The sequence below is a fragment of the Terriglobia bacterium genome (assembly GCA_020072565.1).
GTDB lineage: Bacteria > Acidobacteriota > UBA6911 > UBA6911 > UBA6911 > JAFNAG01.
Genome location: JAIQGI010000009.1, coordinates 1 through 17,699 on the forward strand (window position 1 = coordinate 1; position 17,699 = coordinate 17,699).

At 56.0% G+C, this 17,699-nt stretch carries 16 protein-coding genes and 1 pseudogene; 8 read left to right on the top strand and 9 right to left on the bottom strand.

The genetic code is table 11. The features are described 5' to 3' along the window. Positions 1 to 150: 150 nt before the first annotated feature. Entirely contained in the window at positions 151 to 405 is a 255-nt protein-coding gene (locus LAP85_07365) for a hypothetical protein (GenBank protein ID MBZ5496207.1), read from the bottom strand. Between the two features lie 347 nt (positions 406 to 752). Here LAP85_07365 and LAP85_07370 point away from each other — a divergent pair, with 347 nt between their 5' ends. From LAP85_07370 to LAP85_07380, 3 genes are read left to right on the top strand one after another with little or no spacing between them, the layout of a single operon-like run. Next, positions 753 to 1,349 carry an RNA polymerase sigma factor gene (locus LAP85_07370; GenBank protein MBZ5496208.1) on the top strand — a complete coding sequence of 199 codons (597 nt, stop codon included), beginning with the start codon at positions 753 to 755 and terminating at the stop codon, positions 1,347 to 1,349. Then, positions 1,342 to 1,875 carry a hypothetical protein gene (locus LAP85_07375; GenBank protein ID MBZ5496209.1) on the top strand — a complete coding sequence of 178 codons (534 nt, stop codon included), beginning with the start codon at positions 1,342 to 1,344 and terminating at the stop codon, positions 1,873 to 1,875. Before LAP85_07370 ends, LAP85_07375 begins: the two co-directional genes overlap by 8 nt. Positions 1,876 to 1,880: 5 nt before the next feature. Then, positions 1,881 to 2,861, top strand: coding sequence for a hypothetical protein (locus tag LAP85_07380; protein MBZ5496210.1), 981 nt, complete (start codon positions 1,881 to 1,883; stop codon positions 2,859 to 2,861). 284 nt (positions 2,862 to 3,145) lie between these two features. Here LAP85_07380 and LAP85_07385 read toward each other — a convergent pair whose 3' ends face one another. After that, on the bottom strand, positions 3,146 to 3,421 hold the full coding sequence (locus LAP85_07385; GenBank protein ID MBZ5496211.1) for an FtsX-like permease family protein: 276 nt from the start codon (positions 3,419 to 3,421) through the stop codon (positions 3,146 to 3,148). Between the two features lie 7 nt (positions 3,422 to 3,428). Continuing rightward, positions 3,429 to 4,071, bottom strand: a pseudogene (locus tag LAP85_07390) (hypothetical protein). Between the two features lie 311 nt (positions 4,072 to 4,382). On the opposite strand from LAP85_07390, the gene LAP85_07395 reads away from it, so the two are divergent. Next, on the top strand, positions 4,383 to 4,856 hold the full coding sequence (locus tag LAP85_07395) for a hypothetical protein (protein MBZ5496212.1): 474 nt from the start codon (positions 4,383 to 4,385) through the stop codon (positions 4,854 to 4,856). A 100-nt stretch (positions 4,857 to 4,956) separates the two neighbouring features. Here the strand turns inward: LAP85_07395 and LAP85_07400 are convergent, their stop codons facing one another. After that, positions 4,957 to 6,213 (bottom strand): mandelate racemase/muconate lactonizing enzyme family protein, encoded by a 1,257-nt coding sequence (locus LAP85_07400; protein MBZ5496213.1) that lies wholly within the window; start codon positions 6,211 to 6,213, stop codon positions 4,957 to 4,959. 349 nt (positions 6,214 to 6,562) lie between these two features. On the opposite strand from LAP85_07400, the gene LAP85_07405 reads away from it, so the two are divergent. After that, positions 6,563 to 7,867: a mandelate racemase/muconate lactonizing enzyme family protein gene (locus LAP85_07405; protein MBZ5496214.1), complete on the top strand. Its 1,305-nt coding sequence runs from the start codon at positions 6,563 to 6,565 to the stop codon at positions 7,865 to 7,867. Between the two features lie 90 nt (positions 7,868 to 7,957). On the opposite strand, the gene LAP85_07410 is transcribed toward LAP85_07405, so the two are convergent. Then, complete coding sequence (locus LAP85_07410) at positions 7,958 to 8,542, bottom strand: class I SAM-dependent methyltransferase (protein MBZ5496215.1); 585 nt, start codon at positions 8,540 to 8,542, stop codon at positions 7,958 to 7,960. Here LAP85_07410 and LAP85_07415 point away from each other — a divergent pair. Beyond that, complete coding sequence (locus LAP85_07415; protein MBZ5496216.1) at positions 8,498 to 8,800, top strand: GrpB family protein; 303 nt, start codon at positions 8,498 to 8,500, stop codon at positions 8,798 to 8,800. The genes LAP85_07410 and LAP85_07415 overlap by 45 nt on opposite strands. A 184-nt stretch (positions 8,801 to 8,984) precedes the next feature. On the opposite strand, the gene LAP85_07420 is transcribed toward LAP85_07415, so the two are convergent. Together LAP85_07420 and ric are read right to left on the bottom strand one after the other, a co-directional pair. Further along, positions 8,985 to 9,410 carry a hemerythrin domain-containing protein gene (locus tag LAP85_07420; GenBank protein MBZ5496217.1) on the bottom strand — a complete coding sequence of 142 codons (426 nt, stop codon included), beginning with the start codon at positions 9,408 to 9,410 and terminating at the stop codon, positions 8,985 to 8,987. Further along, complete coding sequence (ric, locus tag LAP85_07425; GenBank protein MBZ5496218.1) at positions 9,407 to 10,138, bottom strand: iron-sulfur cluster repair di-iron protein; 732 nt, start codon at positions 10,136 to 10,138, stop codon at positions 9,407 to 9,409. The genes LAP85_07420 and ric overlap by 4 nt, the downstream gene beginning before the upstream one ends. 433 nt (positions 10,139 to 10,571) lie before the next feature. Here ric and LAP85_07430 point away from each other — a divergent pair, with 433 nt between their 5' ends. Beyond that, on the top strand, positions 10,572 to 11,588 hold the full coding sequence (locus LAP85_07430; GenBank protein MBZ5496219.1) for an amidohydrolase family protein: 1,017 nt from the start codon (positions 10,572 to 10,574) through the stop codon (positions 11,586 to 11,588). On the opposite strand, the gene LAP85_07435 is transcribed toward LAP85_07430, so the two are convergent. Continuing rightward, the gene (locus LAP85_07435; GenBank protein ID MBZ5496220.1) at positions 11,585 to 13,021 is read right to left on the bottom strand and encodes a sigma-70 family RNA polymerase sigma factor; all 1,437 of its coding nucleotides are present in this window, start codon (positions 13,019 to 13,021) and stop codon (positions 11,585 to 11,587) included. The two genes, LAP85_07430 and LAP85_07435, sit on opposite strands and share 4 nt — an antisense overlap. A gap of 879 nt (positions 13,022 to 13,900) precedes the next feature. Here LAP85_07435 and LAP85_07440 point away from each other — a divergent pair. Next, entirely contained in the window at positions 13,901 to 14,518 is a 618-nt protein-coding gene (locus tag LAP85_07440; GenBank protein ID MBZ5496221.1) for a hypothetical protein, read from the top strand. Positions 14,519 to 15,300: 782 nt separating this feature from the next. Here the strand turns inward: LAP85_07440 and LAP85_07445 are convergent. Next, a complete protein-coding gene (locus tag LAP85_07445; protein MBZ5496222.1) occupies positions 15,301 to 17,454 on the bottom strand; it encodes a VWA domain-containing protein in 2,154 nt (717 codons plus the stop codon). Positions 17,455 to 17,699 lie beyond the last annotated feature (245 nt).

Below are 17,699 nucleotides of genomic sequence, written 5' to 3' on the forward strand. Positions count from 1 at the left end.
GACTTCCCCCCACAACCCCCTTCACGCCTTCGGCGTGGATGATATTGAGTCCATCTCCCGACTGTCTTCTCTAAACACCATTCTCAATCTGGATCACTTCTGCAAAGCGGTAGTGGACTACTCTTGCCGAGCGCCGAAGTTGATGCGCCGTTATTTGCCATCCCAGGCCTCATCCTGCGGGTAATAAGCAAGAGTGAAGAAGACGAGATGCTTTTCACCTTCCTGGTAGCGCAGATATTCGATGCAGTTGACGAGGCTCTGTACATCCTGGTACGCGATGGCGCTCAGGGCGGCGTAATCGTCGAATTCCAGCCAGAGTGCGAAGGCGCGGGCTTTCTCCCGCTCGGCCGGAGTTCCGTTTAGGAAAAGCAGGAGCGGGGCCGCCCAATTCCAATCCGCTTCCATCTGCTTTGCGGTCCAGTAACACGATCCTGCGGCAGGAGCGCGCTGCGCACGAATCGAATCAGGGCATCCATCGCCTTGAAGGGCGCCTGATGACGCCCTCGCGCCATGAAGATCAGGAAAGTGCGCGCCGATTGCGGCGCGAGTTCGGCGGGGGGGCCAAATCCGGAGGTTTCGCGGTCTGGGCAGGAACGACAGGGGCCGCGGCAAGTCTCTGGACAATGAAATGCCGGATCTCCTGCGGGCGACCGTCTTCGAAGATCCGGAAATCCTCCTGACAGCAAATATGCACTTTGCCGCGTATCTTTTCGCGATCTCGCGCTAATAATAGAAGTACTCAAGAGGGGCCGATGACGCAGGTCGATGAACATTCCGACAAGATCCTTCTAGACCGGATGTCCTGCGGCGAAGAAAACGCCTTCCCAGAACTCTATCATCGGCACAAAGATGCCATTTTCCGCTTTGCATTTCGGTTGCTTGGGTCTTTGGAGCAGGCGGAAGATGTGACGCACGACTGTTTTTTGAGCCTGATCAATCATCCTGCTCGATTTGATGCGCGCAAGGCGTCGCTTCGAACCTACCTGTATGCTGCTGCTCGGAATCTAGCCTGCGCACGGTTGCGCCGCTCCAGGTACGAAACCTGCTTATCTTTAAACGAAACGGGAATCGCTGCCGTTTCTGATGAGCCTTTGCTGCATGTTCTCGGCGAGGAAATTGCCGGGGAGGTGCGCAAGGCCATTTCAAAAATGTCGCCGTTGCAGCGTGAAGTCGTGGTGCTGTTCGAATATGAGGAGCAGAGCCTTGAGGAGATTGCGGCAATTCTGAAGACTCATGCCGGGACGATTAAATCGAGGCTGCATCGGGGCCGGGAATGGCTCAGGCGCGAACTCGCCCCTTATTTTAACGGAGGTGCAGGTAGGCGCAGGGGGAAATCGAACCATGAATGATGAACTAAGACAGAATGGTGACTTTGTAGAACCTTCTCCCGGGAAATCCGGAGTCGCCCATGATGAAGAGCTTCGATCGGTTCTGCAGGCATGGCAGGCGCCCGGCGCGCCGGAATCGCTCGACGCACGTTTGTGCGCAGCGTACCGCAATCGGCTCAAGCGTACTTCGTTATGGAAACGAATCTTCACCGCCAAAATTCCAGTGCCGATCCCTGTCGCTCTGACGTTCATTGTTCTCTTGCTGATCGCGACCGTTTCGGCCCTGCGCGCACCTCGCCCGGCGCCACTTCACGCCGGCCAAGATGTTGCCGCACTGGATCAAACTGCCCCGAAAGTAACGGCGGCCATCCCCAATCAATCCGTCAGTGGTGCAACCTCTTCAGCAAATCTGCCGAGAAATGTCTCTGCAATCGTTCTGCAGACAGAACAGGGGTCGATTCCGATTGTCACTGATACAAAATACCGGTTGAATCCGACTCCGAAAATCTACGTCGGGGGATTTTTTAATCCTTCATCAGAAAGGTGAACACCATGAACAAAAGACGCAATTTGGCTTTGTCTATCATGATTCTGGCGGTTCTGGTTTCGGGTTCTGCCTATGCCCAGACCGGTATTGTCGGCGCCAAGGGTGATGCTGGGGGCAATGCTTCAGCGAAAGCGTGGCTTCTGCTGAACCAGGAGCCCTTCCTATATCTGGAGATGAAAACGCAGGTCGTCGAAATCCTGGCGGGCGGCGTAAATGTCCTTGCAACTTCGAACCAGCCGGACTTGGGCCCTTCTGCACATTCGGTCGAGTCGGTCCGTGCCCAGGCTGCGGGCAGCAATGGTCTGGTTGGATTGCGAGTGGATCAGGATATGATTATCATCAAAACCAATCTCCTGCAACTCAACGAGGACGGGATCGTACTCGACGTGGCCGTGCTGAATTCTGCGGGAACCACCCTCGCCACCCAGAAACTGACCATGAGAAATTACGAGGAAGCGATGGTGGAACTTGCAGCGGCTTCGAACGGCAGGAGGTTGGCAGTCCGTTTCCTGCCAACCATTAAGGAACTCGCCGCTCTTCAGGAATATCCCTCCCTGTTGCCACAATTTGGGTCCTACCGCGGATTGTTGATACGTAATAGCAAGGAAGTGGTCTCTCGCGGGGGAGTTGTCGGCAAGGTAGATGATCTGAACGGCACAAAACAGCAGTTCATAACTCTTGAGAACATCCGGTCGGGTCAGTTGATCCTATCCTACCGGCCCTTTCCCGGTGCTGTCGTAGCTGGATATAGTGTTGACAGGGAACTGCGCTTCGAGTGGAACGGGGACCTCTACGAGTGGATCTCATTGGACAAGCCTTTCCTTCCGGAGGGAAGGTGGGCTATCTTCGCTTGGCAGGCGAACCCGTCCTCGAGAGAGGGAGTGGCTTTTGGCGGTTTCGAAAGCAATCCGAATGATTTGCCCAATTTCCTCAGGCAGATGGCAGACCAGAAGAAATTCGGGTTGGGAGGCGCCATAAAGAAATAGTAGGAAAAGGTAAAACGACGACCGGGGACGCTCACTTCTGGCGTGAAGCGTCTCCGGGAATCCGAAATCACAGGTTATTTTCTACTATCACCTGCAAAATCGGAGCCGTTACTCGGCCCCAAAGGGCAGCCCCTACTTCACCTCATTTCCGCATTTCGGTCAATGTACGAGTAGCCGGTTCGTCCAGAATGATAACGGCAGCAAACTGGCGACATGTGCGGCCCAGAAACTGAGGAGAGCTCCAACCGCAATGCCTGCCGCAACGCAGCCTCAGCCGAGCGACATTACTCGTGCCGCAGCGCCACCATGGGGTCCACTTTCATGGCTCGCCGCGCGGGAACGTAACAGGCAGCGAGGGCGGCGATCGTCAGAAAAATCGCCACGCCAACAAACGTCGCCGGATCCGTCGGCTCAATCTCGAAGAGCATGCTGCGCAGAACTCGTGTCAATCCCAAAGCTCCTCCAATGCCGATGGCAATGCCGATAATGGCGAGCAGCATCCCTTCTCTCAGAATCATGTGGAGGATGTCCGTCCGCTGCGCACCCAGCGCCATCCGCACGCCAATCTCATGCGTCCGCTGGACGACGGAATAGGAGATCACGCCGTAGACCCCGATGATCGCCAGAGGCAATCCGAGGGCGTCGAACGATCCCACGAGCGCCGTCTGGAATCTCGGTTCTGCGGCGGAATTGGCGAGGATCTGATCCAGCGTCTCGATATGGCTGATTAGCGCATCCTGGTCCACGGACCGAGATCAATGACGGAAGCCCGAGCGATTTGAAGTACGCATTGGAAAGCCCCATGGAGAGAGCCTTGGCCCGTGCGAGATACCAGGGACCGCGCCCACGTATCGCCATCTGGTTGATCTGATCAAGCTGCGCTTTCAACCAGTCGATGTGGGCTTCCTCGTCCTTCAGGATCGAGTCGAGTAGTTCCCGCGTTCCGTTGTCGCCTACTTCCACGGCAAGTCGGATACCCTCCTTGTCCGCCCTTATCGCTCCTGTCTCAGAAGCACAATCGATTTTGTGCTGAGTTTCCACGCCGCCTCCCATGTTGATCTCATTCAGTTTGCTCACGATGGGCAATGCTTCGAGGACGATAATCCCCCGATCAGTTTCTCTGCATGCTTCATCTCATCAATGGCTCGCTTTTCTACTCCTTATGCAAGCGTTCGAATCCCCAGTTGGCGCACATTTCGGACCAAGCCATGTACTGGTCGATTACGGTGAGTTCGTCTGCCAGGACTTACAAGAAAATCGGAAGGAAGGATGATGAGAGATCCACACGCTGCTTGCAGTGTGGATGATACTGAGGCTCTCTCCGGCGATGCTTCAAAAAACTACGTTTTCAGACGGTCGGGAACAAATGAAAATGCTGTTGCCGAAACCTTTGGAGTTGTCATGAATCAGAAAAAGAGGTAGAAGCATCTCGAACCAGCCAGGGGCGGGGAAAAGAACATGAGAACCCCTGGGGGGAAGCTCGTGAGAATCGACAGATTCCTGCAGGCATGAGGCTATCTTATGCAAGGCAAGTACTTTAGTTTTGGTGCAACTTCTGCCGTCATTACAGGTCTTGCTGTGATTATAGGTCTAAGCCGCACTGCGAATCCTGTGGTTGGTATTACAACTGCTTTGGTGGTTATCGCTATTGCGGACAACATCTCGGATTCCTTCGGCATTCATATTCACCAGGAATCCCAGAAAGAATCAGTCAAAGAAGTCCGGAAGACTACCTTCACTAATTTCGTATCCAGGGTTGCGGTTGTGTCTATCTTCGTTTTGCTGGTGATCCTCTTTCCAGTGAAAGCTGCAGTCGCTTTGTCAATATTTTTTGGCATGGCAGTCATCTCCATCATCAGCCACTTCATTGCGAAAGAGCAGAAAGCTAAACCCCATAGAATTGTCTTCCAGCATCTGCTGATCACAGCCCTGGTGATAATAGGAAGTTATTTGCTGAGAGAAGCGAGCGCTGGATTGATCGCGAAATTTTCCTGATAACCGCAATGAAACATTTTAGTGGATTCATCTGTATGGTCAGAGCTGCTTCCTCGTGGCTGCGTTTAAACTGCACCGGGCGCATCATGAATGATGCGGGCTAAACCTCTTTCGCTCCCTTCAGTATCGTTGCGACATCTTTGATTCCCACACCCGGACCGGCTGGAATGCTCATCCTGCCCTCTTTCACCTGTATGGGAGGATCGAACCAGCGGCCGTACGCCTCGGTCCCCAGCTTGTACTCCTGGTAGCGGCCGAGATTCGGTACGCACGAGGCGAAGTGCAGCATGTACACAAATCCGAATCCTCCTGAAATGTGGACCGCTACCGGCATCTTCGCGACCTGCGCCATCCGCGCTACCCGCATGGAGCGGATCATGCCGCCATAGTAGTACAGATCGGGCTGAACGATATCCGCGCCCCGGTTTGCGATCATCCACCGGAAGCGCCAGTGGCTGAATTCCTGCTCGCCACAGGCGACTGGAATCGTCAGTGCGTCCGCGACTGTTTTGGTCTCATCGAAGCGATCGAACTCGCAGGGCTCCTCAAAATGCACGGCCTTGATCTCCTCGAGCATGCGTCCGACCCTGATGGCCTCCGGCGGATCATAGGAGCTGTTGGCGTCGGCATGAATGTCGATGGCGTTTCCGAAGGTCTTGCGCACGAGCGGGATCAGGGCCTCCGAACGCCCGGGCATAGCATCCTCGTTATCGCTCATGCGTCCGCCCACTCGAAATTTCAGCGACCTGGCGCCCGATTGCGCCAGCAGTTGTTTCAGATATTCGACCTCCTGTTGCGGCGAGGTATCCCTCCTGCCGCTGGCCACGTAAAATGGCACTTCCTGTCGCACGATGGCGCCCAGCAGCGCTCCGATCGGCTTGTTTGTAATGCGTCCCAGCATGTCGAGGATTGCGAACTCGACCCATGCCTGCGGGCACCAGAACGCCAGTCCGTACATCTTGTAGTTGCTGTTCCAGCGGTAGAGCTCGCGCAGGAGGCGCTCGAGATCGCGCGCGTCCTTGCCGATAAAAAACGGAGCCACAAGCTGCTGCAGAATGTGGTCCAGGTACTCTGCGCGCGGTGGATTCGTCAGCGATATCCCTTCGGCCCCGTCTTTCGCACGCACGTGAACGAAATACTCCTTGTCCTTCTTCAGGAGCTTTATGGTCTCGATGATTACGGGCGACCTCAGCCCGTCCAGCTTCAGGACCGGGGCCGCTGCGGCGCTGTCCAGGTCCTTAAGCGCCGGCGCCGCGGCCGTCGCCTTCGACGCCTCCCTGCTTCCAAGCATGGTGGCACGGCCGGCGATCCCCGCTCCGATAACGCCAGTCAGGACACTGCGTCGACTCACTCGCATGATCTTCACCTCCGGAAAAATCATAGGATCGATAAGCCGGACTGCAAATGCCGCTGGAAACAGACAGGCATCGCCCTCGGTTTGTCGCGTGTCACCGAGCTTGACAGAGGCCCAAAATCCGTCGCAAAGTACGTTCGCATCCGGTTCTCGCGTTGCCATTTGGGCAGAACGCGGCGGAGAAAGTACGTTCATAATCGCACATGTTTCAGGAAAGCGGAAGCTTGGTCGAGCCCATGGTCCGGCCAGGAGTATCCTGAAGGACTCGAGATCGCGCTGTATCGTCGTGCGGGCGCCTCGCCAGTGTACCTTGTCATACATACTGAACCGCGGATTGAGGGAGATCTGAGTCATGAAAACCAATCGTCGCAAGTTCATTTCAACTGCCGCCGGTGCAAGCCTTGCCTTCACGCCGCTTTGCTCTCGCGGCGTTCGAGCCGCCGATCCGCATGCCGCCCCGCCCGTGGCTGCTTCGCCGGCCCTGAGTTCCCGTTATGCCAGGCTTGATGAAATACTGAAACAGCCGGTGCTGAAAAAGGAGTTGTTCGCAGCACCGGTAATCATCGAGAAGCTCGAATTGCTGCGTTTGGACAACAGTTTCTTGTGCCGGGTGCGGTCCCGTGACGGGGCGGAGGGCATTTCCGTCGGTCACAGCGCGATGCGCACGCTCTTTCCGATTTTCCTCGACAACCTACAGCCTTTTTTTATCGGGAAAGACGCGCGCGAGCTGGATCTGATCCTGGACAAGGTTTATATCTTCGGCTTCAATTTCAGATATAACGGCATGGCTCTCGGGCTCCCTCTTGCCACCATCGAATTTGCGATTCTCGACCTGCTCGGGCGTATCGCCAACAAGCCCGTCGGCCAGTTGATCGGCAAAATCCACAATACGTCGGTCGGGGTGTACGTAGCCACCGAATGGCGTGAGAAACCCGTGGAAGAATCCATCGAACTCATAAAAAAAGCGGTGGCGGAATATGATGTGCACGCGCTGAAAATCAAGGTCGGCGGTCTCATGTTCATGACTACCGACATGTACGCCGCGGGACCTCCGGGCAGGACAGAAAGAATGATTCCGCTCGTGCGCAAGACGTTCGGCGACGACATGGCTCTCTATGCCGATTCAAACAGTTTCTATTCCGTGGCTGAAGCCATCCGCGTCGGCAAGCTGCTGGAAGAGCATAAGTACGTATACTTCGAAGAGCCTGTCATGTTCGACCACGTCGATGAGATCAAACAGGTCGCCGACGCGCTCATGATACCAATTGCCAACGGCGAGCAGGACTACAGCTTTTACGGTTTTCGCTGGCTGATTGCCAACGAAGGTATCGAGATCGTGCAGCCCGACAATTATTACTTCGGAGGAATGATCCGGTCGATGAAAGTGGCGCGCATGGCGCATGCGTTTGGGAAGAGCTTTGTGCCGCACATGTCCGGCGGCGGTTTGGGATACGTCTACAACATTCAATTGGTTTCCGCTGTTCCCAACGCCGGCCTTCATCACGAATTCAAGGGATTGCGGACCAACGTGCCGTTTGAATGCAAGACATCACGCCTGCAGGTAGTCGATGGCAAGATAAAGGTCCCCACGGGTCCGGGATTCGGTGTGGATCTGGATCCGGATTGGATCAAGAAGCACCAGGTGGTGAAAATGTGACCAATCCTAGCCACTGCCAAGCAAGTCAATGGCCGTGGCCCGACCCCGATTCCCCAGGCAGTGCGCTGCACCGAACGATACTGTTGCGACTCAGGGGTGCTGAAGCAGATAAAAAACGTACCCATAACTATCCTCGGAAGACTCGAAGATTTCAATCTCTCTTACGGTCTCCGCGGCAGAGTCCCTGACGAAAGCATCAGGGTGGCTGGCAAGCGATCTCGCCCGCGGCCCGAGAATGTCGTAGCTGCCGTCTACCCAAGCTTCGGAGGGAAGCGTATATGTCGCAAGCATCTTGTAGCCCAAATTTTCAGCAAGCCTGATGTTCTGCTGAACAGATTGCATTACCGGGTAGCAGGAATCGAAGAATTTCTTTACCGGTTCGGGAACTTCGTCGCGCAGCCATGACAGCTCGCTGACCGCCGCGAATCCGCCTGGACTCATCGCCGACGCCCAAGTCCTCAGCGCGTTGGAAAAGCCAATGCTGTAAACCGCAGCTTCGGACCAGAGCAGATCGATCTGCCGAAAGATCTTCGGGATATCTGTCATGTCCATACAGCGCGTTTGTACGAAACCGTCGAATCCCATCAGCTTCGCGCGCCTCAGCAGGTCGTCCAGGAATGCACCGCACGAATCGACTGCGTGAATCAGCGTTCGCAGTTCCGCGGCGAGCGCCAGCGTCTGACGGCCGGTTCCGCAGCCCGCATCGACAACGAGGCGGAACTGTTCGCAGAAGAAAAGGCGCGCATTCTAGAGGCACTCGATGGACGGGATGTAGCGGTTGAGCACGTTGGCAGCACATCCGTGCCGGGATTGGCGGCCAAGCCGATCACTGACATTATGGTAGTCGTGCCAGACCCTGCGACGGGAGAGAAAACAATCGCACGGCTCTATCGAAGCAAAAGCGCACCTGCTCAGCGATGTTTCCGAGAATAGCGGTTGTTACTTATGACGTGCCTCCTCCCGAAATTCTCCAGCACCGGCGTGCTCGTTTACAGCCTGCGATTTGGTGCTAATTTTCAAACTAAAATCATTTACGGCCGCAGAATGCGGGTCCCAGGCTAGGAGCCCGTCTTATAGAACTATGCTTTCGGGTACGCGCTGGACCAAAGCAGATCGTCTATCCAGCCTGGGTGCTGGCGGAAAGCCGCTCGGCGAATTGCTCCAGGCGGTGATGCGCATCGCGGCCTACTCGCTCCTCCACTAGCTGGAACTGCTGGTACAGACTCTGCTGCTCCTCCATACTCAGGACTTTTTCGGTCATCGGGAACAGCAGGTAATCCTCTTTCCAGATGTGGTTGGGATACAGCGCGGCAATTCCTCTTAGACTCTTGACCACTGCCCCCTTGGCAGCAGGCTCACCGCTTTGGCAGGCTTCTGCTGCTTCTGCTAATTCTTTCACGAGCACCCGGCCGAGCGTGTGCTCGGCAGTCAGCGCTCCCACCGGGCAGCCTTGCATTGGGATGCCCTTATGGGCCAAGGTTGGAAACAGCAGGTTCTCTTCTTTTGCCTGTCCTATACTTGTTTGCCCGATGTCTCCTTCTATAGCTGTGCAGCCTTGGGGAAGAGGATGTTATTTTCAAGGTGTACGTGCTTGTGGAGGTCATCCTCGAACTCCTTGAGTTTCTGGTAAGTGACCACGAAGGTATTGCAGACATCACCTAGTATAGCATATTCCTTTGCGAGATGGCGGATCGTATGAATCGCAGCGCCGATCTCCTCGTGCTCATGACCGAGCTTATTGAGTGAGTTCTTGATCGTTTCGATGTCTTTCGCTTCCGGTGCTGTGCCTGTCTTTCTCGTCGCATCGGCCCGTTTGATGGCTGGAAAGAGAACCTCCTCCTCTTCGCGTAGATGGATCGCCAAATCGCCTGCAACCTTGTCAAAGATCGTGGCGATCTCGATTACTTCTGGATGGTGAGCACCGTGGGCAGCAGCGATTTTATGGGTGTAGGCAGCGATCTGCCCGGTATTCTCTTTGAGATAGGTATGGTGGGCGTTGATGATGTAGTCGGCCAGAAACGGCATCTCCCACGAAACATAATTCTGACTCCGCTCGACCGGTTCACTCTTTACCCTCTCGAGTTCCCCTGTGATCGCGGCAAGATCGATCCCTTTCTGGGCGCAGATTGCCGCGAGGGCAACATTGCCCCCGCAGCAAAAGTCGATTCCGTGGTTTTCGAAGACTTTTGCGCTTCGGTAATCATCGGCGACGATCTCGCCGATGGTTCTGTCTGAGGTGTTCATGGTCTGTGCTGTTTTTGATTCTTTCATTTTCTTCTCCTCTTGGTGGCGGTAGATCTGACAGGTGCTTTAGCCAAGACAAACTATTGGGAATAAATATTTTACATTGCCTGCCTTTCGACGGACAGTCCAAATAGCCTGCCTCTTTAGCATCTAAGCCTGCCAATCGGGGCGCTCCAGCTTCCTACTCGGCCAATCAGACAAGAGGGATCGCGGTCCAGATACGGCGTTCGAGGAAATGTGGCGTCGGCAGCCGGCCGCCGGCGCACGTTTCGCAGATCAGGACCTATGGGGAGTGTCGAGAATTTCATATCTATGGGTAGGGCGTCTCTCTGTCTGCGGGATAGATACGTGTCAGCCAAGAAATTCGTCTGAATATCTTCCCAATACCGCAGGGGAAATAGGCGGGGGCTTGGAAGGCAGCTAGCTGTTTCGAGCACTTCCCAAAGAAAAATCCGTCTCCGTGACATCCGGCGCGCCGTCCGCCACGAGTGGACGCACCATCGATGCCAAAGGCATGACTGCCATGGCAGGGTTCATCGAGGCACACCGGCACATCAATACCGGACCCAACGAGAAGGAGCAGATGCAGGCGCTTCTCGAAGCGGGCTACACGACCATCCTGTCCGGAGGCGGTCCGGCAGATGGAAACATCACGCTCAGGGATCACATCGAGAAAGGCCTCATCAACGGGCCACGCATCATCCCGTCCGGGTCACTGAGGCTTAACAATAGCACCCCGGAAACGGCCCGCGCCGAGATACGGAAGATGGCCGGCATGGGAATCAAGTTTACGGGCGAGATCGCCCTGACCCCTGTCCCAGGGCCAAGCGAAAAAGAATTGGAAGTCCGCAGAGCCGTGGTCGACGAGGCGAAGAAAGCCGGCGTTATCGTCCAAGTTCATGCCGTGAGTTCCCGGGCCATGGTAGCCGCCATCGATGCCGGTGTGCCTCTGCTGGTGCACCTCCCCAACAAAGACTGGATGAGCAAGGAAGACGCCAAGAAACTGGCTGCGTTGGGCACGAAGATTTTGGGAACGGTTGGCTTGGGCACGCCCGTTTTCGGAGTGTTTGCGAATGACAACATCGCGCGGTTCCGTGACGGTAAGCCGTGGCCCGAATCCATCGTCGACGGGGTCCGCCTCGGTAAGGAAGCTGGATATATGCCGGTGAATGCGCGTACCGCCTGGGATGCGGGCGCAATTCTGGGCTGCTGCACCGATACTACCTATGACCCAAAGGCCGGGCTGGACCAGGAGCTAAAGACCCTCAATCCGATGTTCTCAATGCAGGACATCATCAAAACGATGGGGCCTAATACGGCGTCCTACACGCAGATGAGCGACCAACTCGGAACGCTGGAGCAGGGCAAAATCGCCGACCTCATTCTTCTGGATGGCAATCTGCCGGAGGGCTATTGGAACATGCTGAAGACTAAATTGGTGCTCAAGGGTGGCGTGATCGTCGTCGATAAACGCTAGCACTCGTGCGATCCGCTCAGGTCGCGCAACCGGTCGAACTCCACGGCATGACCCGATTGAACCGTAGCCCACGGTTCCAGAAAAATGCGCAGATGCGCAGCGTCGACGCCTTGCGGGCGACCGGGCCAGTCTGCGAGCACGCCACCGTGTGCGGCGCGCATAGAAACGTCGCCAATTTGAAGTTGTAACGCAGAACGGTAGCGCGGCTCGTCGTAAGTTGAGAATCGAACCTGCGCTCCCGGCAAAATCGCGGAACTCAAGCGCTCCAGCATTTCCTGGACCGATCGTAATTCAAGAGAACCGGCAACCATCCAAGTCAAATCGAGCGCGTCGCTGATCCGGATGTCCTTCCTCGCCGTTCGAAAAGTCTGTTCGTCCGTGCTGCCTTGCAAGAGTTGGTAGATACTCTGCCCGGGCTCGTTATCCCTCAGATGCAGAAATGCGCGAGTCGCACGAAGGAAGGCTCCCGGGCGTCCTTCGGCAAAACCGGGCGGCAAGACAGCTTGCAGACGGTCGCGATGTTCACCCGTGAACGTCAAGAAACGCGCCGCAGCCTCGCCGACGTTGAGCGGCCAGTCTTGAAAATCCGGCAACACTTTCCGAATTGCAGTCGCTATCGAGCCTACGGGATGATTCGGGTCTGATGCTCGGTCGGAAGGACGCGCAAATCGCTCGGCTGTCTTGCGAACGAACTCTCGGGGGGCCATGCCGCCATTCACGGTTTGCGACTTACTTGCTGACGCCATTTGGCGCTGAATGAACAGACCGATTAACTCCTTCGGTGGGGGACGAAGCGCCAGGGACTCCCGAAGGGCCTGGTAGATCTCTCCATTGTCGATTAAATTCTTGAATCTTTGGATTTGGTGTTCTCGTTCCTCGTTCATTCGCTTGCTCCCCTGCAGAATTTGTTCGACGGTGCTGCGGAGCTGCCTCCGGCCGTCGTGTAATCGACGTCGTAACGTGCCGGCTGGAATGTCGAGGAATCGAGCGGCGGCGTCCGAGTCGTAACCTTCGAAGTAGAAGAGCGCCATGGCCTCACGCAATCGATCCGGCAGCTGCCCCATTGCTCGTTGGATCAAGGCCCCCAGCTCCAGCCGCTCCAGTGCGTCGTCCTGTCGCTCGTTTTGATCGAACAGGTCTACGGGCAAAGCGCCCACGATGCGACGGTCGCTCTGGAGTCCCAGCCGGGCGTTGCGCACAACGATCGTCCGTAGCCAGGCTCCGAACCGATCCGTATCTCGCAGTGAATCCAAGCCGGCCAACGCCTGGCGGAACGCCTCGGCGGCTGCGTCCTCGGCGGCTGCGAATTCTGCGGTCACTCCAAATGCCGAAGCGCGCGCCGCACGCCAGTACCGCGAAAATAGCTCGCCAATCGCGGTTCCATCGCCCTTTCGGGCCAGTTCCACCAACTCTCGATCCGTGTGTTCGCTCATGTCATTGAGTATGTGTGGGCTGCTCTGTTGTTTGTTCGCCGAACCGTCAAATTAATTTTGAGAAGGGTAAACGCTAGACGTTTGCACATGTTCAGAGAAGAATGGTCGTCGGAGTCCGTTCGTCTAACCTTGTGCAGCGACGCGGAAAACCGGAAATGCCGTCGCGATCTTTTCGAATTCCGCGAGGGGCGCATCCTTGTTCACGGGACGTGGGGTCGAGCCCCCGGTGCTCGCTGCAAGCAAGCCTTCAAGATCGGTGCCCGCTGGTCCGTTGGCGGATAGGTCGAATAAGCTGCATCCTGCTTTGGAAATCGGCGTTTCGAGCTTCTGATAATTTATGTCAACTTGCGCCGTCTCCCGGCCGCTGCAAGCGATCATAATCCAAGACGATGATGCAGGATACAGGATTTGGGCCCATTTCTGGCAGAAGGTTCGGTATTATCAGGCGCTTTCAGCGTGTATGTGCCATGATCTGAGCCTGCCACCTAAGCACGGAGATCATGAATGCGACCTGTTCTCTCATTGAAATGGAGAAAGCATCTCGCGTTTCTTGCTCTCATCGTGATACGCCTCATCGCAGTGTTGACTGTTGGCAGGAAAACGCAGCGGTTTCCACCTCAATCCTCCCAAGGTATCAGCCACGGGCGATGTAACGAGAGCAGTTCCGTGGCGGATTTGAGTGCAGCAGCTCCAAGTGCGCGCGGCGGTCCCGCAGAAACGAATCGGCCCAGTTTTGGGCGGACTACAGGATGGAGGCTCCTTGTCAATGTTGGCCGGGCAACTCGGAAGATCCTAAGGAGACGAACGGGATTAATCGTTGTCTTAAGTAGGGAGACGGTCCATGATAGCGGTGTAGTTATTGCTAAGGAGAGAAACACCTTGAAAATACTTCGATCCACGATCGTATTGGCATCTGTGTTGTTTTTCTGCACTCCACTTGCGCATGCGCAGGGCCTTGATGCCTATTTCGGCATGGGGACAGCGCGCGACGGCTCAACCAACCAGCTGGTCGACCTTCTCGGCACAGGGAATCCCATGCTGACAACCGCGATGGGCGGCGTCTTCGGCACACTGGGGGCCGGCTTGGTGATCAAACCGGGTTTTGGTGTCGGCGGAGAAGTATCTTTCCGCTTCGCCCAAGGCGACTACGCCAACACGGGGTACCGGCCGATCTTTTACGATTTCAACGGAATCTGGACGCCAAGTCTCGGCACAAAGCGCATCATGCCGGAATTCCAGGGAGGCCTTGGGGGCGTGAATATGCGGTTTTACGGCGGCACGCAATACTATGATTACTACACCGGAAGGTACAGCAATTTTGCCGGAAGCATCAACCACTTGCAGTTGCATGCCGAAGCCGGGTTGCGGATTTATATAAAGGAGCACATCTTCCTGCGCCCTACCTTTGATTATCACTGGGTGAGGAATTTCAATGAATTCATCAGCAATTCGGTGACCAAGTACAGCATCGCCATCGGTTACAGCACAGGCCAATAAATTCGAGGCTGAGGTTCGCGGACAGGCGCGAATGGCGCCTAATTAAGGAAATAGGGTGCGACCCTGGCGGGCTCAGCCATTCCGGCGACCCATCGGTTGTTACAAGCTCCGAAGCTGTTGGCGGCCGCAAGCCCTGAAAGGGCGGCCGTAGTTTTCAGCCCAGGGCGCAAGCCCTGGGATAAGACGCAAATGATGGATGAGCCCTGTAAGGGCGATGCAGGAACGCCTGCAATGCCCCGATTACAAGGACCTGGCATCGCCCTTACAGGGCTCTCTTTGTTAATGGCTCTCCATTCCCAGGGCTCACGCCCTGGGCTGCGGACTGCGGACACCCCTTTTGGGGCTTAAGCCCTTGCTCCTGGTGCGCTCAAGACGATTCAAATCACCCTTATCTAAACGCCATTCAAGCCTGTCCCCGATCTTCCATCATTTCGCGGCAGACGGTTTTGCGACCGGACGGTACCCCTCAGACAGGGATTTCCCCATCGACATTTAAACGCCATTCAAGCCTGTCCCCGATCTTATGTCATTTCGCGGCAGACGGTTTTGCGACCGGACGGTACCCCTTAGACAGGGATTTCCCCATCGACATCATAATGTACCGCGCCCCGCGCCGAAGCAGGGGGCGGCCGCTCAGGTCGGTTCCAGAGCTTGAGGTGACACAGGATTCTCTCAACAACACTGGGCGCGTCAATCAGGCTTACGATCTTCAGCGGGCGGCAACATCTGCGGCTGTGTGACGATCTTCCGTTGCCACCGCAGGGGCTGCCTCTGGCCGCGGCTTAGTAGCTTGCGACCAGGAATGAAACCTGTCTGGTTGCGGTGGCATGTGTGGATGGGTCGGTGACGGTAAGCTCCATAACATAGGCGCCGGGCCCAAGCTGCGCCAGCGGCAGGTCTCCCTTGATCTGGCTGAAGTCGGCGGTTGGAGCCGCTGGCTTCTCAATGGTCGCCGAATTCCGCATCACGATCCGGTTTCCAAGGTAAATCTTAAACTCCAGGTTCACAGGGTAGCTTGCCTCGTTATACATCTGAGCCACGAACAGCAGCCTCGAATCGGTCGTAAAGCGCCGTTCTGCGGCAAACAGGTCGAAGGAGTCAGCAGAAATCTCTGCAACCGGATCGCCCTCACGCCGTGCACGCACAAAAATGCTCCCCAATTGAATTTTCCTGACAGGCTGGGAAGCGTCCACGCGAGGCAGGTCTATCCATTGATGGTCGCTGCCGGTCAGACCGGTGTTCGGATCGTGCGCAGCCACGCGCACCTGGTAGATTCCGGGATCGAGGGGAACCACCCAGTTGTGGGTGAAAGGCTTGGTCCCCGGCTTTGACGGCGATGCAGATTTGCCGGGCTCGGAGATGCTGTCTTTCAAGGTAATGATTGCTTTACCATCCCTGTTGGCCACTACCGCCATCACTTCGACGGGCTGGTTTGCTCGAGCGCCCGCCTCGGCTGGTGGCCATTCCAGATCGGCCTGCATCGAAATGTTGACCAGATGCCCCTTGGCGGGATCGCGGATGTATCCCGCGTAGAGATGCGTAGGCAAAGTATCGATCGGCCATGGAAATTCGATGGCCTTTACGATTGCGCTCTTTTCTTTGGGATCCGGTTTCGGTCGTTCAATACGAGCCGGTGGTTTGGCAATCAGCCGCGAGAGATCCATTTTGGTCTGTCGTGCCTGCAGTCTGAGGTCCGGCCGCCCTCTGAGCACGACACGGACGGAGCTGTATTGGCCCGGCTGCAATAACCTCGGATCTATGTGCCATCCCAGAAGGTAGTATCGGGAAGCTTCCCCCAGACTCTGAACAATGGCGGCATCCAGAGCATTGGTGTTTTTCAGGAAACGCCCGCCGGTATCGGAAGCCAGCGCGTTGAGCCCGTCCTGGTTCGCGAACACTTCGTTCAAGCCGCTCAGACGCTCCAGACCGGCGTAGATGGGACCTGAGGATGCGTACGAGTATGCCACGAGACCGCGCGTGTCCAACGTGTAAATCACGACGCCAGATCGCACCGCCGCTTCGGACACAAGGCGTAAGCGATAGAATATATCCGATTTTTGCGGCTGCAGGACGAAGCCATCCGACAAATAGAAGAACAGCTTGCGCCCCGGCAGCGCAGCGCATGACTGCACGATCGCGGCCAGAACTGCGAGCGAATTTGTCGTTACCTGCGAGGAGAGGTGAGCCAGGGATGACGCTCTCTGTAGCACGATCTGGGTGGCCATCTCTCTGTTAAGGCCCTCTACCTTCATAGTCGCATCCACGAAATAGCCGAGAACATCCGGGTCCTTCTGTTCGATCGCTACGGCTTGAGCTTCATTCATGGGCGGCCGCTGGAGATCCTCGACGCATTCGTTGGTGAACCTCAGTCGCGTCAGCGCCTGTTTCAGGACGGTCTTGTTGTCGGTCAGTTGCTGCAGAAATCCCAGTTGCCGCGAGGCGGCGAAAATGGCGGCCCGGTCGTTGGGCCCCATGGCATTATCGATGAGGTTGCCCAGCGCAGAACGCGTACGCATGAGACTGTCTGCAGAAAGGTGCCAATCGTCGAGAAAGAACAGAAGCGTGCGCCCCAGCTCCGAGCCCGAATCCTGAGCGCGCCCGGGCGGCGTGAACGGAGCCACGAGTCTGCCGCCGGCGTCCTTTCGTGCGGGCTCTCCTTCGGAGATCAGATCAAAGAAATCGATTCTTTGCGGCTTACCATCGACACGTAACTCAAATTGATCCGGAGTAAGTTTGTCGACAAACCGTCCCTGGCGGTCAAAAACCATGACATCTGTTTGCACCAGGCCCACATCGATCCGGATGGTGCCGTCACCGGCTGTCTGCTTGCGCGGCGCCTGCTGCGATTTCTCCTGGGAATAAAAAATGGATGGCGTCACACAAAGGAAGATCATCGGGATCAGGCGCAGGGGATAGCTGAAGAAGTGAATTCGCACGACCAGGTTCCCTTATGAACTGAGCTTCGTATTTTGATCTTATCCCAAGTCAAATACTCAGATGCATATAGTTTACGTTTTGTTCAGAAAGTCTGTTGCATCTGTGCATCTGGGACTGACGGGACTGAGACGGCAACAGATTGAACAGAAACTACTTAGGCAATTCTGCCCCATGCCAATGCCCACTTGGATCTAAAACACGGCGTCGCTTGGTGTTTTAAGGTCTTTCCCGGACCGGAAGGTCT